The organism is Mucilaginibacter yixingensis (genome assembly GCF_041080815.1).
GTDB classification, from domain to species: Bacteria; Bacteroidota; Bacteroidia; order Sphingobacteriales; family Sphingobacteriaceae; genus Mucilaginibacter; species Mucilaginibacter yixingensis.
On sequence record NZ_CP160205.1, the window covers coordinates 679,280 to 695,322 of the forward strand.

A 16,043-nucleotide genomic window follows, 5' to 3' on the forward strand; every position below is an offset into this window, starting at 1 on the left:
AAAGTCCTCTCCTTCGGAGAGGATTTAGGAGAGGTAAAACTTTACCAAAGCATCATACAGGCTTCACACCTGCAAGGAATAGCCGGGTTAATTTTGGTGTAACAAAAAAATGCACCCCATGATGCTGAATAATGAGACTTTACTGGATGAGCAAGGCTCTTTCGGTACCGCTGTACTGGCAGAAGACGTATTTGATTACGCTTATGCACCAGACGAGGACGATACTGACGAAGATGATGATTACGCAGACCTGGATGACGAAACCGACGAAGACGATGATTTTGAAGATGAAGACGGTGACGACCTGGGCGAAGCAGATAGCGATGATACCGATCTTTTAAGCGATTCGTTGTCTGACGAGGACGAGGAAGACGAAGAATAATAGAAAAGCCCTGATCTGCAGATCAGGGCTTTTCTATTGGTTATGCACCAGCCTGCGGTATGAGGCTGTATTTATTTTTTGAGCCCTCTTTTTCGGCTTTCAGCTCATTGCTTTTTACCATCTCGCGCAGTTTGGTTTCAACCTGATGGCCAATCTTGGCGGCATCTTCAGCGGGTTGTGTTGCGGCTACTGCCTCTGCTATGGCCTGACGGTAGGCGGGACCTGCCTCCAGTGCTTTTTTAATCAAAATATCTAATGATATGGCCGGGGTATCTTCAGAGATGGTGCCCTCTGCTTTGGCTTGTTTAGCCTTCTTTGCTTTGGCTTTAGCCTGTACCTGTTGCACGCGCTCAGCTCTGTACTCCGCCTTTTTAATGTCTTTTTTATCTTTCTTCTTCAGACCAACAGCTTTCAGGTCATGGTTCTCTTTCAATGCACTCAACAAGGCTTGAGTTTTATTTACTTTCTTCTGCAGGTTAAGGATTTTGTTTACCAGGAAGTTGGTTACCGCCTGTTCGCTGATTTTTGTCATGTAAGGTAAATGTTAATTTATGGTGATGTAAAGGTAAGTAAATTGTTAACCATCTGTATGTTATCAATTTATCATACCTAAAATACGATTTAATATTAAATTAACATTGGAGTAGCGTTTTTATTACCAGATCCACTTTGTGGCTTTAATAAACACAACATTTGCTACCGGTAACAGATCACATGGTTAACCTTGCCAAATACTGCCCGTATTCGTCCTCCACTAAAACCTCCATTTGGTAACCGCATTCTGCGGCAGTGCGGTGCATGATTTCTTCATCAGCATAAAGCCAGTTGAACCAGTCGGTCTTTTGACCTTTGTATTGATATTGGTAGCTGATCTCGCCATAGTATCTGTCCTCCGGGAATGGGATCTCGTCATACAAATAAGCAATGTCTGATGAATCGCAGATAATCTGTCCGCCCGGTTTCAGCAACAGTTTAAAATGGTTGAGTAACAGCTTTAGCCCGTCAACAGTCCCGGCCAGACCGATGCCGTTCATCAGTAAAAGAATGGTGTCAAACTGTTCATGCTGATAGCGATAGATATCTGCAGGTAGGGTTTTAATAACACCGCGCGCGCTCATTACCTGTACAGCCAAAGGCGAGATATCCATGGCGGTTACATCAAAATTGCGCTCCTGCAATAGCAGGGCATGGCATCCGGCGGCGGCGCCTACGTCCAGTATTTTGCCGCGGCACTCATTCAGGGCCAGCCATTCCAGATCGGGCATATCATCCTCGGTGCGGAAGTAGGTAGCCACCGGCATTTCCTCTTTCGGGCCGTAGTGGTTGTGGATCCAGAGTTTATGTTTCCCCAGTTTGTGGTGATAATCGTAAATGGCTTGTCCCAGCACGTCGTTCATGGCGGCAAAGGTACGGAATGTTTTGAGGGATGGTTGATATGGGGCGCAACCCATAGAACCACATATTTGTGGCTCATTTACCAAATCGTATCTTCACACCAATGTTTTCAGCCCATTATCTCATTTACCTTCTCCTCGCCGCCGGCGTTTACCTGAGCATCCGCGCACACAAGTTGACGGTTGCAGGCGCGCTTACCGGAGGTGTGGTAGGTCTATTGGTTTTTGAGGGCGGTGGTTATGCAGGACTGGCTATGTTAGCGCTATTTTTTATCGCCGGGTCGGCAGCTACCAAGTTGGGCGTTCACAATAAAGAAACCATAGGCGCGGCCGAGGAGCGCGATGGTAGCCGCACCGCCGGGCAGGTATTGGCCAACGGCGGCGTGGCTGCGTTGCTGGGGCTGGCTTGTTTGTTAATACCCAATTATGCTCCGTTATTTATGCTGATGATGGCCGGCAGCCTGGCTTCGGCTTTAGCAGATACCCTGTCGTCAGAATTAGGAATGCTATACGGCCGCCGCACCTTTAATGTGTTAACGCTAAAACCCGATCAGCGCGGGCAGAACGGGGTGATTAGCCTGGAAGGTACATTAATTGGTATTGCCGGGGCTGCGCTGATTGCCGCGGTTTATAGTTTGGCTTATGGCTGGAATATCAATTTCATTTGGATTATTATTGCTGGTTTTGCCGGTAACCTGATGGACTCCGTTTTGGGCGCCCTGTTAGAACGAAAGGGGCTTATTGGCAACAACCTGGTTAACTTTTTGAATACCCTTGCAGCAGCGCTGATCTGCTGGCTGTTGCATTAATTTTAGTATTGGCTCAAACGCATGTTGTATCTTTAGGCCGTGGCCAAGCAATCTTCAACCGTCCCTAAAAAAGCATCGCCCGCGGCAAAAAAGCCTGCGGCAACTGCGCGCAAAAAACCGGCTGCACGTAAATCAACCAAAAAAAAGAAGGGTTTTGATTACCCATGGCGCACTACGCTGGTTATTGTGTTGCTGGTATTGTTTTCGCCGCTTTATTATGGCTATGTCCTTAACTTTTTTACCGGTGCCGTGCGCTGGGTGAAAGATATTGGTGAGAACCCGCATTACCGCACCTACCACAGTTTCCAGATCCGTATCCCGGCCCGATATAAAATTCACGGTATTGATGTGTCTTACGCGCAGGGGCATATAGACTGGCAACGCGTAAAGCAGATGGAAGAAGACAGCGTACACATCAGCTTTGCATTTATAAAGGCTACAGAGGGCATGCTCATTGTCGACTCATACTTTAAGCGCAACTGGCGCGAGGCCGCCAAGAACGGCATTGTCTGCGGCGCTTACCATTTCTTTCGTCCGCAGAAGAATGGGCAATGGCAGGCACGTTTCTTTATGCAGAATGTAACGTTTGAAAAAGGCGATCTACCGCCTGTGGTAGATGTAGAAACGCTGGATGGCGTTAGCCCTGCCAACATGCGCAAAGAGCTGCAGCAATTTTTAACCACGGTTGAGCGTAAAACCGGCGTACGCCCTATCATCTACACAGGCATCAGTTATTATCAGGATTACCTGGCTGGTCATTTTGAAGATTACCCCCTGTGGATTGCCCACTACAATCAACCCGAATTACAGATAGACAAGAGCGTAAAATGGCATTTCTGGCAGCACTCAGAAACTGCCCGGGTAAACGGCATTAACCATACGGTTGATTTTGATGCCTTTAATGGCGATAGCCTGGCCTTTACCCGGATGCTGATCCGTTGAGGTAGTCTGCAGCAAATAGTCCTTATCTTCATATTTTATGTCATCCCGAACGAAGAGAGGGATCTTTTCGGGGCGGTATGACATAGAGGGTTGCGTTCCTCCCTAACAAAAATGATACACGTATTCAGGAATGTGCAGGATGCCGATCATTAGAATATTTCGTCATTTTATTTTCGGTATCTTCATAGATAGCAAACCATTTATAAACCGGCCGCGCCCAACGCTGCCTGATAGCCTGATATATGAAACTAAAACTGATTGCAGCTTTTGCTTTTGTTACCTCATTAATACCATACGTATATGCGCAGCAACAGCAACAACCCTATGCGATTAATCAGGGTTACCAAGACCCCAAGCACCGCAGTTTTAAGATATTTCAGTTTCCGCCAGACCAGATTCCGCGCATTGATGGTAATACCGACGATTGGAAAATGGTGCCCGACAGTTTTGCCGTAGGCATGGATCAGTTGACCGATGATAACAAGTTTCACGACAAGCCCGACCTGAAAGATATGGACGTGAAGGTGAAAGTTGGCTGGGTAAAAGGCGAGAACAAACTCTATTTTTTATACGAGGCGTATGACAACTATTGGGACTTTTCACTGCCCGATCTGCACAACGATATTTTTGAGGTAGTAGTAGATGCCGATCGCTCAGGCGGTACGTTTATCGATGAGCTGCACCCCAATAAAGATGTCTCTAAGTGGGATGCCTATTTTTCTTACCATGGCGTGCACGCACAAAACTACCACATTTTCACCCCGGCTGTAAATAAAGATTGGTGTATGGTTTGGGGCAGCCAGCCGTGGATCAAGAAACTGCCTTATGCCAACGCGGCCTACAAATACAACTTTAAACCGGGCGAGAGTGGCAAGCTGGTGCTGGAATTTTTCATCACCCCGTTTGACTACGCAGGCAGCGAGGGACCTGTCCGCGCGGTGGAATCAAACCTGTATGAGAACAAGATCATCAGCCTTTGCTGGGCCGTATTGGATTATGACGATGTGAACGATAAAAGCAAACAAAGCTTCTGGAACCTGTCCAGTCAGCACAAAATGTATGGCAATGCCGATTTTATGCTGCCCTTTAAACTGATGCCGCTGGACGATAGGTTCAAAAAACCGATTGAAGCCGCATGGTCATTCAAGGTGGTGGATATGAACCGCAGGGTAGTGGCCTTTATTGATGAATCTCAAGGCAAGGTTAATACCTGGCACTGGGATTTTGGCGACGGCACCACCTCAACCGAGCAATACCCTTACCATCAATATAAAGATGCCGGCAAATATGTGGTAATACTTGATATAGAGGGCCCGGCCGGTAAATCGCGCTTGTCAAAAGTGTGGGATGTGGCGGTGAAGTAGTGGGTTGTGAATGGTGAGTGGGATAGTGATCAATGAACAGTGAAAGGGAATAATGATAAATAGAAAAAGAGGGGATGTCATGTTGAGGAATAGAATCCCGGCGGCGGGACTATGAAAGTGAAGTGACAAATGAGAGGGCTGTCAGTCTGAGCATGTCGAAGACTCGCGCGGAGAGGCCCACCCACTATGCTTCGACGGAACACAGGATGACATCCCGCCAAATGTGGGTTAACCAAAACAACCGATCATATAATTTCTATGAGAAAATTTTACAAATCAATTTTACCCTTGGCCTGCCTCTCGGCCACGCTATTAGTTGGCTGCGATCAAGGCGGTAGCAATCAGCCTGACAGCGCTTCATCTGATGAGCGCAGCGTCCCCCACCTGGAAAAACGCGGACAAGCTACCCAACTGATAGTTGATGGCAAGCCTTTCCTGGTACTGGGCGGCGAGTTGCATAACAGTAGTGCTACCAACGCTGCTTACCTGCGCCCCTTGTTGCCCCGGTTAGATACCATGCACCTCAACACGGTGCTGGCCGCCGTAACCTGGGAGCTGACGGAGCCGGAGAAAGGGAAGTATGATTTCTCGCTGGTTGATAGCATTCTTACCCAGGCTCGTGCTAACCACCTGCACGTGGCCTTGCTGTGGTTTGGTACCTGGAAGAACGGCTTATCGCACTACGTACCCGCCTGGATGAAGACCGATTATAAAACCTATCCCCGTATGCATATTAAAGGCGGTTATCCGGTAGAATCCATTTCGCCGCTTTGCGCGGAGGCGCTGAAAGCTGATGCCGGTGCCTTTGCTGCGCTGATGGACCATGTTAAAACCATTGACGCCCAACATACCGTGGTGATGATGCAAGTAGAAAATGAAGTGGGCCTGCTGGGCGATAGCCGTGATCGTGGTCCCGAGGCTGAAAAAGCCTGGGCTGCGGCGGTACCTGCTGAACTGATCAGCTATCTGCAAAAAAATAAGGGCAAGCTACTGCCCGAGACAGATAAACTCTGGGCTGCCAATGGCTACCAAACACAGGGCACCTGGGCACAGGTTTTTGGCAACACACCACAAGCCGAAGAAGCTTTTATGGCCTGGAATTACTCGCACTATGTAAACTCGGTGGCAGCCGCAGGCAAAGCCAAATACGCGCTGCCTATGTTTGTGAACACCTGGATCGTGCAGCCGGATGATAAAGGTCCTGGCGATTACCCTGCCGGTGGACCGCAGGCCCATGTGCATGATTTCTGGCGGGCGGGGGGCTCGGCCATTGATCTGCTGACGCCTGATGTTTACCTGGATAAGTTTGATGAGATAGCGCAATTGTACAGTCGTAACGGCAATAGCTTGTTTGTGCCCGAGTCTAAGGCGGATGAAAAGGGGGCGGCCAACGCTTTCTTCCTGATCGGCGCTTATAAGGCCATCGGTTTTTCGCCCTTCGGGATTGACGACCGGATAAAAGACGCGGTAAAAGATCCCGTTCCACAGGCATTTGATGTGTTGCAGCAGTTATCGCCCGAGATTTTGGAGGCACAGTCCACCGGTAAAATTGCAGGCATCTGGCTCAATACCGAAAAACCTACCCAAAGCGTCACATTGGGTAACTACCGTTTTGATGTAGCTATCCGCACCAACAGAGACGGCTCTGAAAAACATGATGCAGGTTATGGACTGATCATTCAGAAGGGCCCGGACGAATTCATTATCGCCGGTAAATATTTGCAGATAAACTTCGTTCCACAAACCGCCGGACCGCAGTATGTGGGCTATTCGCTGTTGGACGAAGGTAAGTACGTTAACGGTCAATGGACCCCCGGCCGCCGACTGAATGGCGACGATATTATGCTTGATTACCACATTGCCCAACAAGCTGCCATTAAAAAAACAGGCAGCGTAGTGCGCACACTGGGCGATAAGCCGAGCATCATGCGGGTGAAGTTGTACCGGTTTGAGTAAAAGAAGATAATACACATTGTCATTGCGAGGAACGGAATGGGGGGAGTTAAGGGGTGACGAAGCAATCTCGTCGCTTTACCAGATCGCCGACGAGATTGCTTCGTCGTTCCTCCTCGCAATGACATCACTTATAAATTGTATAAAACCAAGAACCCCAACATGTGAGAAAACCATACAAAATATTACTCCCCATGCTTTGTTGTGCGGGCAGCCTTTGGGCGCAGCCCAAGCCGCAGCAATGGCAAATGGTAACGCAGCCCTCCTATCACGAGATGTTGAAGGGCTTTGCCACGCCGCCTAATCAATATGCCCAAACCTTAACCTGGGGTTTGGAGGGACCAATCGGTCGCGATAATATCAGTCGAGATCTGGATGAGATGTATAAGCAGGGTATCCGTGCAGTGAGTATAGAGGGAGGCTACGGCATGCCCGAACCATATCTCTCGCCCGGGTATTTTGAGAATGTGAAGATCATCGTCGAGGAACTGAAGAAGCGCAACATGCACCTGTGGATTATTGATGAGGGCAAGTATCCCAGCGGCTTTGCCGGGGGATTGATCTCGCAGAAAAGTCCGGAACTGCGGATGCAGGGTATTGTGGTATCCAAACGGCTTCGTACCGAAGATAACCAGCCGCTCAGTATTGATCTGCCTAAACAAACATTGAGTGCTGTGGCCGTCAATACGTCGACCCAGGAAAATAAGGTGCTGGATATCAGTTCAGGTAAACTCAACTGGCCGGCCACGCCCGGCACCTGGCAAATTACGGTGGTAGATCATCGCTTTAAGACCTCTGTTACTCGCGCAGCCAACAACCCTACGCATGGCAAGGATACGGTGAACTCGCTGATTGATTACCTTGATCCGGCAGCCACCCGCAAGTTTATGGAGTACACGCATGAGCAGTATAAAAAATACATCGGTGCTGAGTTTGGCAAAACGGTTTTAGGTTTCCGTGGTGATGAGCCAGAGTATGGTTTTACCCCATGGACGCCCGAGCTGCTCAAAATTTTCAAAGAGAAAAAGCAATACGACATTACACCTTACCTAGCCTCGTTCTTCATTCAGCAGCCTACCGAAGAGCAGAAAATGGCCAAAGCCGATTTCTTCGACGTATGGTCTGACCTCTTTCGCGATAACTTCTTTAAAGTGCAGGCCGATTGGTGCCGTGCCAACGGACTGGAATACATGGTGCATATTGACCGTGAGGATATGCTGATGCAGCTGGTGCGCAGCGAGGGCGATTATTTTAAAGATATGCGCTACGTGCAGGTGCCGGGTGTTGATGCCATTTGGCACCAGATCTGGTATGATAACGTAGCCGATTTTCCGAAACTGGCTTCGTCAGCAGCACACATGTATGGCAGGCCCCGGGCGCTGAGCGAAAGTTTTGCCGCCTATCGCCCGGCCCCAACCGTGGCCGATGCCCGCTGGGTGGTGAATGAGGAAATGGTGCGCGGCATTAACCTTTTTGAGTATATGTTCTGGTCGTCATCTGCCAATCGCAAAGAGGGGGCGCCAGCGTCGCAACGGGGGTACCTGCATGATACGGCTTTTGTTAAGCTCTCGGCCTATTCAAATCGCGCGTCATGGTTGTTGGCCAACGGTATCCCGGCGGCTCGCGTTGGTTTATATTGCCCTACAGAGGCCATGTGGACGGGCAACAAAATGGCCGATAGTACCCTGCGTGTCATTGGCAAGCAACTGTTGGAGCATCAGGTAGACTTTGATTATGTAGACAACCAGGGGCTGGCCTCGGATTTTCGTCTGCAAAAAGGCAGCTTTACTAACCTGAGCGGACAAAAGTACACGGCTATTATCGTTCCATCAGCCAATGTGCTGAGTGCCGACATGATTGCCCGTCTCAAAACATTTGCCACCGGCGGCGGCAAGGTGATCTTTGCCGGTGAGGTGCCGGGAAAAATGACGTATCCAAATTTTCTGCACGCTACAGATCTGCCTAAACAACCCTGGGTTACGTATGCCGATTGGACCAACCTCACGTCCGATTTCTTTGCCCAGCTACCGCACGACGTAATACTTAATAAGACCGCACCCGGAGTAAAATACCTGCACCGCGAGTGGAAGAATGCCGATCTGTATTTCTTCTTTAATGAGGGCAAAGAGGCGCAGGATTTACAAGTTACTCTTAACGGCTCTGGCAGTGTGACTTTCTGGGACGCCGAAACCGGCACAACGCAAGCAGCAAATGGCGCCAACCAAAAAGGGAACCAAACTCAACTGCCTTTACAGTTAAAAGGTTATGAAACCAGGTTTGTTATTATTCAGCATTAATCATCGTATGAAAAAAATATTGATCATTTGTTTGGCCCCGGCCGTTGTTATAGCGGCTATGGCTTTTATAAAACCGGTTGCTAAACCCGCTAAACGTTACCTGGTTACGACTTATGGCGCAAAAGGTGATAGCGCCACATTGAACACGCAAGCTATCCAGAAAACTATCGACGAGTGCTCTGCCAAAGGTGGCGGCGTGGTGGTGATACCCAAGGGCATCTTCCGCAGCGGGGCTATCTTCCTAAAGAAAGATGTTGATCTTTATGTAGAGAAAGATGGCGTGCTCAAAGGTTCGGCAGATCAGCAGGATTATCCGCAGATTGCCACCCGCTGGGAAGGCGAGGAACGGCAGTGGACATCGGCCTTTGTAAATATCATTGATCAGGAAGGTACCCACATTAGCGGCGAGGGTACCATTGATGGCTCGGGCGATATATGGGAAAGCCGTAGTCCGCGCAGAATGGGCGGTGTAGCGGGAGGAAGCAACGGCAACGCAACTCCGGTCGTGAACAGGCCTGCCGGTCCGCGATTGGGCCGCCCGCGGCTGATATGTTTCCAGAACTGTAAGCACGTAGTGATTGAGAACCTGCACTTGCATAACCAGGCGGTATGGTGCCTGCATATTTTGTACAGTACCGATGTTACTGCGCGTAACCTTAACATTACCGCCAATCATAACATCCCCAGCTCTGACGGTATTGACGTGGATAGCAGCAACGGCACGCACATCACCAAGTGTTTTATTGACGTGAATGATGATTGCATCTCTATCAAATCAGGTAAGGATGATGACGGTCGCCGCGTGAACCGTCCATGCGAGAATGTGTTGATAGACGATTGTCACTTTGCTTACGGACACGGCGGCGTTGCCATGGGAAGTGAGGTGACCGGCGGTATCAAAAACGTAATGATTAACAACTGTGTGATGGATGGCAGCAACTGGGCGCCTATCCGCTTTAAATCACAACCGAGTCGTGGCGGGGTAGTAGAGAACATCACCTACCAGAACATCGAACTAAAGGATACCAAAAAAGCTTTCGAGTTTAACATGGCCTGGCGACTGGTAGGCACCGTGCGCGAGCAGGCTAAAGTGCCTACCATTGTGCGTAACATCCTTATCAAAAATGTATCAGGCACGGTAGCTGCTGTGGGAGATATGAGCGGTTTGGATAATAGCCCGATAGAAGGCGTGAAATTTGTGGATTGCCATATTAAAGCGCAAACTGGTTTAATATTGCATAACGTTACTAAACTGGATACTGCTGGTTTAAATATTAGTGTTGTGAGTGGACCGAAGGTGATAATGAAGTAGCCGGAACCTGGATTGAACGAATTTTTAGGATTTACAGGATGTTTATGGCTTGGGAGTTTATGACGGCTAGAGACCGCGAGGTAATGGTCGCTGGGCTGGAGCCTGCAGGTATTTGGAAGAGCTAAAATCCCCTCTTGAGAGGGGGCGCGTTGGAACGTGCGGCTGTAGGGGTGTGTCATTCGCACGTATAAAGGACACACCCCTCCACCCCTCTCAAGAGGGGAATCGCACAGTTCCAACGCGTTTTGCCAGCTTTCCAACACTTGTGGGCTGGAGCCGAGCGACTGCAAATGTATTATAAACAGGAAATGCGGCATTGCCGCATTCCGATTTTATTGAGGTTTGCAATCGCTCGCGTCTTCGCGAGTGATGACTATCCCGCGGCCTCTGGCCGCCGTGAGTTAACTAATCCGGGATAATAATTCAAGGAGCTACCACCGCCTGATTTACCAGCACCCGGTACTTGCCAATCAAATTCTCATCCCAATAATTTTCCATTTGCGAGAGAAAAATGCCGAACATGTCCTGTTTCGGGTCTGCCCAGAAACGGGTGTACAGGGCACCATCCCAGCCAAATTGGCCTTCGCTTTCCAGTTCTTCGTATCCGGTGTGCTGAGCAGTGCGCAGACCGAAGCCCAGTCCAAATTTATCGCCCATAATGCCATTGTGCTTAAATGAGGTGAAGATGAAAATATCGCCGATGGAGTTGCGGGTCATCAGTTCAACCGTCATCGGGCTCAGGATGCGCACGCCGTTTAGCTCACCTTTGTTAAGCAGCATTTGGGCAAAGTGCGAGTAGTCTGTGGCGGTAGATACCAGTCCCGCGCCACCCGCAAAATAGTGTTGTGGAGCAGGATAAGGGAAGTATTTACTTGTGGCTTTTTCCAGCAGACCATCATGAAAGCGATAGATGCTAGCCATCCGTGAGGCTTTATTTTCAGGGATGCTGAAATAGGTGTCATGCATTTGCAGCGGATTCAACACGGCCTCGTGGATATATTGATCAAGCGTTTTATGGGTCAATACTTCAATCAGGTAACCCAGCACGTCAACCGACATGCCGTAATGAAACTCCTCGCCTGGATGCGAGATGAGCGGCAATTTTGCCAGCTTCAGAATCTTATCTTTTAAAACGCCGTCGGTTGGCGTTAGCCCAACGGTCATGCCTGCCTGGGTATAATAGCGAGCCTGCAAAGGATCACCATAAGTGATGCCCGAGGTATGGTTGAGCAACTCGCGAATGGTGATCTCGCTTTTGGCCGGCACCAGCACGGTATCGCCTTTGGGTGAGAGAGTAATTACCTTCGGGTTTTTAAACTCAGGGATGTATTTGGATAAAGGATCATTCAGCAGAAAATAGCCGCGCTCATAAAGCGTCATGATGGCTACCGACGTGATGGCCTTGGTCATGGATGCAATGCGGAACATCGCGTCAGTTTGCATGGGGCTTTTGCTTTCGATATCTCTTTTACCGAATGATTTAAAGTAGGCAACCTTCCCATGGCGCACCACCAAAGCTACAGCGCCGGGGATGCGATTGGTGCGCACATAATCATTCATCACCGTGTCAATACGCGCCAGGCGAGCGGACGATAGGCCAACCATTTCTGGTTTGGTTGTTGGTAGGGATTGGGCGTTGGCTTGTGCGGTAGCGAAGAAAAGGAGTAGGGCAAATAGTTTTATTTTCATACTTAAATAAGAAATGTTGTCGTTGCGAGGAGGAACGACGAAGCACTCTCGTCGAAGGACAATCGGACATGCATTTCGGCCTGTATTCGACGAGATTGCTTCGTTCCTCGCAATGACAAGAGGTATAATTTTCTAACTAATCACCAACCTCAATTCTGATGCCTGTTCGGTTCCGGGTCTGGTATGGTGGCCGGCACCGGCTCGGTCTTCAGCACTACATCTTTCCCGATATTATTCAATGCCAGGTTGCTCACCCCGCGCTGAATAATAGTAGGCTGGCCTTTTACCGCTTGCGCTTTTACATTGTTAAGGCTGATGCCTTTTACATCTTCTAATATCATGGCCGGGCGGGTTTCCTGGCCCAGGTAGCTAACTTGTACGTTGTTCATCTCAATATTGGCCGCATGGCGGATGAAGAATCCGTAAGATGGCATCACGCCGAAACGCTGCGGCTCGGGGTAATCTTTAGTGTATTCTGCTACACGCTGCTGGATACGAACCACAGGCGAGTCAATCGGGCGGTAAAAAATACGGATGTTGTTCAGTTTTACATCCTCTACGTCATGACCGGGGATGCCCACAATCATTGATGAGAAATGCGAGTCGGCATTGAAAACTTGTACGTCGCTGATATTGATGCGGCGCAGAAGGCCCGGTTGTACCCCTTCCGGTCCGCGCAGGCGGGCACCCAGACGCAAGAAGAGTGGACTGTTAGTCAGATCGCGCATTACAATATTGCTGATGGTTACATCTTCCAGCGATCCACCGTCAACCGTTTCCAGCGCCAAACCACGGCAGTGCTGAAAAACACAGTTGGTAATGGTGATGCCCTTAAAGCCGCCGTTACCCTCGGTGCCAAACTTAAGGCGACCGGTTGGACCCTGGTGGTCGGGCACCATTTTGCCTTCGTTGGTTTGGTAAGTGCCGTTCAGGAAAGTGCCGCGGTCAAAGCCGGTTACCTGGCAGTTGGTAATAGTTACGTTTTCGGTAGCGCGGGCATAGCCCAGCGCGTATGATGCTTTGAGGCAGATGCCATCATCCCACGGCGAGTTTACGGTACAGTTGGCCACGCGCACGTTGCGGCAGGCATCAATATCCATCCCGTCTCGGTTTGTATCTTCCTTAATGTTTTCAATGGTCATGTTATCGCAACCGGTCAGCAGCATGCCCATGTGGCCGCCCAGCAGTATGGTAAAATCTTTCAGTGTTACGTTGCGACAAAGCTTCAATGCAATGGCCTTGTTGCCCTCGCCAATGTGTCGCGGTGTTTCGCGGGTAAGGCCTTTGCCATAGATCATGCCCGGGCCCATGATAGAAATATCTTCCAGGTTTTCGCCCCAAATCAAACTGTTGTGGAAATGGCTGTGGCCAAAATCCTGGTAACGCTTATCGCCCCACTCGTTTGGCTCCGGCTCATCATAGCCTTTTTTGCCATCCTCATAATCTGCAGCAATAATTACCGCACCCTGATCCAAATAAAGTGATACATGGCTTTTTAGCCTGATGGAGTAGGCCGCATAATTACCAGCCGGGAAATAAACCGTGCCGCCGCCGGCCTGTGCCGCTGCGTCAATGGCTTTATTAATCTGCACGTTATCGGGCGTTTTACCATCGGCGGTAACGCCAAAATCGCGTACGTTAAAAGTGGTTCCGGTGGGAGGGGCAGCTTTGGCAAATCCAAAAAACGCCAGGCACAAGGCCAAGCAAAAAAGCTTATTCTTCATGGTGTGGTTTATAAAACAAAGGTCGGGTTCAAGATAGGATTATTTTTAGCGTAAATGCCAAGCAGGCAGGCTAAAGCAGGATGGTGCTGCCATCGGGCTGTCGCAAAAACCGGGGATTTTGTCTAAAAATCCGGGTGCTTTATCTCATTCCTTAAAAGCATATATAGTTTAACGGTATCTTTATTTTTGATGGCACTGAAGAAGTTTTTTACCGGCAAATATTTACAGGTTGCGTTGCATGTGGTGTTTTGGGCGCTGTTTATCATTTCGCCCTATCTGTTTCGCAACCCTACTACATACAAAGGATTTAGTCCGTGGCAGTATCGCCTTTTGCTCAACAATGCACTGTTGGCAGCCTTCTTTTATTTTAACGCTTATGTGCTTTACTCGTTTGTATACAAACGTAAGGGAGTGGCGCTGTATGCATTGTCGTTAGTTATTGCCGTTGTTGGGGTGCTGTTTGTATCGCGCGGTATGGATAACTGGCTGTTTCCGCCGCCACCGCATCCGCCGCATGGCATGGAGGCGTTTAGTCATGGCCCCCGTTTTATGCATGATTCAACTTACCTGAAACTGGACAGTGCAGGCAGGAAAGCCTATCGCGATAGCTTGCACCAGGTAAGGCTGGCACGTGGCGACGGCCGCCGTTTCCGCCAGATGTTCCGCCCGGACCGTACCGGGTTTGACCGCGGCTGGTTTGGCTGGTATTTTACCAATTTGATCTTCTATATCGCCATTATCGGCATCAGTACCAGCTATCGCATCATCATTGATAACTCGCGTACCGAAGATGTACGTAAAGAGAAAGAAAACGAGAACCTGAAAACTGAACTGAGCTTCCTTCGTTCGCAGGTGAGCCCGCATTTTATCTTCAATACGCTGAATAGTATGGTATCGCTGGCACGCAAAAAATCAGACATGCTGGAGCCATCGCTTATTGAACTATCAAGGCTGATGCGCTATATGTTGTATGAAAATGATGACGAGAAAGTGCAGCTGAGCCGCGAGGTAGAATACCTGAAAAGCTACATTGCATTGCAAATGTTACGTTTTGGCGATGATGTAACAATTGTGTTTAATCCGCCTGCAGACTTAAATGCTTACTATATTGAGCCCATGTTGCTGGCCCCGTTTGTAGAGAACGCTTTTAAGCATGGGGTGGGCATGGTTATAGACCCGCAAATTAATATTGTTTTACAGGTTGATGCTGAGACCGGCTGGATGGATTTCCGGGTGATGAACACCGTTGCGCCGCCAATGCATAGCAAGGATAAAGACTCTGGCATTGGTTTAACCAACGTTAGGCGCCGGTTGGAGCTGTTGTATAAAGACGCTCATCAACTGGATATTATGGAAAACGATAAGATGTTTGTGATAGACTTAAAAATAAAATTAACAACCTGATGCGCTGTTTACTGGTAGATGATGAAAAGCTGGCGCTGGAGCTGATGGAAGATAACGTACTGAAAGTACCCTTCCTGAAAGTGGCCGGCAAATGCCGCAACGCTATTGAGGCAATGGAGTTTCTGCGCCGCGAGCCTGTTGATCTTATTTTTCTGGATATACAGATGCCGGGCATATCGGGCACGCAATTTCTGAGCAGTTTAACCAATGCGCCTATGGTTATTATGGTTACCGCTTATGAAAACTATGCGCTTGAAGGTTACAACCTGGATGTAATTGATTACCTGGTAAAACCCGTAGCCTTTGAGCGTTTCCTGAAGGCCGCCAACAAAGCTTATGAGTTATGGGGTTTGCGTCAGGACAGAGACCAGCAAGTTGCACCGCCTGAACCTGTGGCCGCTGCGCCCACAACGCCCGATTACCTTTTTGTTAATGCCGATTACTCTATTGTGCGCATTAACATACCAGAGGTAACACATGTGGAAGGTTTGAAGGATTATGTAAAAATCTATTTACGTAACGCAACTAAGCCAGTAATTACGCGTCTCAGTATGCGATATTTGGAGGAAAAATTACCGGCAGACAGTTTTGCCCGTGTACATAAGTCGTTTATCGTTGCGCTGGATAAGGTGACATCCTTCAAACGTAACCGGCTGCTGATAGGCGAAACGGAGATACCGGTAAGCGACAACTATAAGGATAAGATACATGCCTATATAGGCATACAAGATGATACCAATTAATACCCCCTTTATAAAACCGAAGAATAAGTT

At 48.9% G+C, this 16,043-nt stretch carries 13 protein-coding genes; 9 read left to right on the forward strand and 4 right to left on the reverse strand.

Going from position 1 to position 16,043, the window contains the following annotated elements:
- The first annotated feature begins 118 nt into the window (after positions 1 to 118).
- A complete protein-coding gene (locus ABZR88_RS02860; protein WP_107829494.1) occupies positions 119 to 382 on the forward strand; it encodes a hypothetical protein in 264 nt (87 codons plus the stop codon).
- Positions 383 to 422: 40 nt separating this feature from the next.
- Here ABZR88_RS02860 and ABZR88_RS02865 read toward each other — a convergent pair whose 3' ends face one another.
- Positions 423 to 914 (reverse strand): hypothetical protein, encoded by a 492-nt coding sequence (locus ABZR88_RS02865; RefSeq protein ID WP_107829496.1) that lies wholly within the window; start codon positions 912 to 914, stop codon positions 423 to 425.
- 178 nt (positions 915 to 1,092) lie between these two features.
- Positions 1,093 to 1,833: a bifunctional 2-polyprenyl-6-hydroxyphenol methylase/3-demethylubiquinol 3-O-methyltransferase UbiG gene (locus ABZR88_RS02870; RefSeq protein ID WP_245917076.1), complete on the reverse strand. Its 741-nt coding sequence runs from the start codon at positions 1,831 to 1,833 to the stop codon at positions 1,093 to 1,095.
- Between the two features lie 47 nt (positions 1,834 to 1,880).
- On the opposite strand from ABZR88_RS02870, the gene ABZR88_RS02875 reads away from it, so the two are divergent.
- The 6 genes from ABZR88_RS02875 (at position 1,881) to ABZR88_RS02900 (ending at position 10,453) form a co-directional block, all read left to right on the forward strand.
- A complete protein-coding gene (locus ABZR88_RS02875; protein ID WP_107829498.1) occupies positions 1,881 to 2,585 on the forward strand; it encodes a DUF92 domain-containing protein in 705 nt (234 codons plus the stop codon).
- 39 nt (positions 2,586 to 2,624) lie between these two features.
- Entirely contained in the window at positions 2,625 to 3,527 is a 903-nt protein-coding gene (locus ABZR88_RS02880; protein WP_107829500.1) for a glycoside hydrolase family 25 protein, read from the forward strand.
- A 242-nt stretch (positions 3,528 to 3,769) separates the two neighbouring features.
- Positions 3,770 to 4,891, forward strand: a complete 1,122-nt coding sequence (locus ABZR88_RS02885) for a PKD domain-containing protein (protein WP_107829502.1) — start codon at positions 3,770 to 3,772, stop codon at positions 4,889 to 4,891.
- Between the two features lie 258 nt (positions 4,892 to 5,149).
- Positions 5,150 to 6,847 (forward strand): DUF5597 domain-containing protein, encoded by a 1,698-nt coding sequence (locus ABZR88_RS02890; protein ID WP_107829504.1) that lies wholly within the window; start codon positions 5,150 to 5,152, stop codon positions 6,845 to 6,847.
- 161 nt (positions 6,848 to 7,008) lie between these two features.
- Positions 7,009 to 9,141, forward strand: coding sequence for a glycosyl hydrolase (locus ABZR88_RS02895; RefSeq protein WP_146166564.1), 2,133 nt, complete (start codon positions 7,009 to 7,011; stop codon positions 9,139 to 9,141).
- Positions 9,142 to 9,148: 7 nt separating this feature from the next.
- Positions 9,149 to 10,453: a glycoside hydrolase family 28 protein gene (locus ABZR88_RS02900; RefSeq protein ID WP_170113637.1), complete on the forward strand. Its 1,305-nt coding sequence runs from the start codon at positions 9,149 to 9,151 to the stop codon at positions 10,451 to 10,453.
- A 423-nt stretch (positions 10,454 to 10,876) separates the two neighbouring features.
- On the opposite strand, the gene ABZR88_RS02905 is transcribed toward ABZR88_RS02900, so the two are convergent.
- The gene (locus tag ABZR88_RS02905; RefSeq protein ID WP_107829510.1) at positions 10,877 to 12,142 is read right to left on the reverse strand and encodes a serine hydrolase; all 1,266 of its coding nucleotides are present in this window, start codon (positions 12,140 to 12,142) and stop codon (positions 10,877 to 10,879) included.
- 149 nt (positions 12,143 to 12,291) lie between these two features.
- Positions 12,292 to 13,866 (reverse strand): glycoside hydrolase family 28 protein, encoded by a 1,575-nt coding sequence (locus ABZR88_RS02910; RefSeq protein ID WP_107829512.1) that lies wholly within the window; start codon positions 13,864 to 13,866, stop codon positions 12,292 to 12,294.
- A 189-nt stretch (positions 13,867 to 14,055) separates the two neighbouring features.
- Between ABZR88_RS02910 and ABZR88_RS02915 the strand changes: the two genes are divergently transcribed.
- Both ABZR88_RS02915 and ABZR88_RS02920 read left to right on the forward strand, forming a co-directional pair.
- The gene (locus ABZR88_RS02915; protein WP_107829514.1) at positions 14,056 to 15,270 is read left to right on the forward strand and encodes a sensor histidine kinase; all 1,215 of its coding nucleotides are present in this window, start codon (positions 14,056 to 14,058) and stop codon (positions 15,268 to 15,270) included.
- Positions 15,270 to 16,013, forward strand: coding sequence for a LytTR family DNA-binding domain-containing protein (locus ABZR88_RS02920; protein WP_107829516.1), 744 nt, complete (start codon positions 15,270 to 15,272; stop codon positions 16,011 to 16,013). The genes ABZR88_RS02915 and ABZR88_RS02920 overlap by 1 nt, the downstream gene beginning before the upstream one ends.
- The last annotated feature ends 30 nt before the right edge of the window (positions 16,014 to 16,043 follow it).

Bases quoted from the DNA above. Each gene is read 5' to 3' on its own strand.
- ABZR88_RS02885 (WP_107829502.1), top strand. From the start codon at position 3,770: ATGAAACTAAAACTGATTGCAGCTTTTGCTTTTGTTACCTCATTAATA.
- ABZR88_RS02860 (WP_107829494.1), top strand. From the start codon at position 119: ATGATGCTGAATAATGAGACTTTACTGGATGAGCAAGGCTCTTTCGGT.
- ABZR88_RS02920 (WP_107829516.1), top strand. From the start codon at position 15,270: ATGCGCTGTTTACTGGTAGATGATGAAAAGCTGGCGCTGGAGCTGATG.
- ABZR88_RS02905 (WP_107829510.1), bottom strand. From the start codon at position 12,142: ATGAAAATAAAACTATTTGCCCTACTCCTTTTCTTCGCTACCGCACAA.
- ABZR88_RS02915 (WP_107829514.1), top strand. From the start codon at position 14,056: ATGGCACTGAAGAAGTTTTTTACCGGCAAATATTTACAGGTTGCGTTG.
- ABZR88_RS02910 (WP_107829512.1), bottom strand. From the start codon at position 13,866: ATGAAGAATAAGCTTTTTTGCTTGGCCTTGTGCCTGGCGTTTTTTGGA.
- ABZR88_RS02875 (WP_107829498.1), top strand. From the start codon at position 1,881: ATGTTTTCAGCCCATTATCTCATTTACCTTCTCCTCGCCGCCGGCGTT.
- ABZR88_RS02865 (WP_107829496.1), bottom strand. From the start codon at position 914: ATGACAAAAATCAGCGAACAGGCGGTAACCAACTTCCTGGTAAACAAA.
- ABZR88_RS02870 (WP_245917076.1), bottom strand. From the start codon at position 1,833: ATGGGTTGCGCCCCATATCAACCATCCCTCAAAACATTCCGTACCTTT.
- ABZR88_RS02900 (WP_170113637.1), top strand. From the start codon at position 9,149: ATGAAAAAAATATTGATCATTTGTTTGGCCCCGGCCGTTGTTATAGCG.
- ABZR88_RS02890 (WP_107829504.1), top strand. From the start codon at position 5,150: ATGAGAAAATTTTACAAATCAATTTTACCCTTGGCCTGCCTCTCGGCC.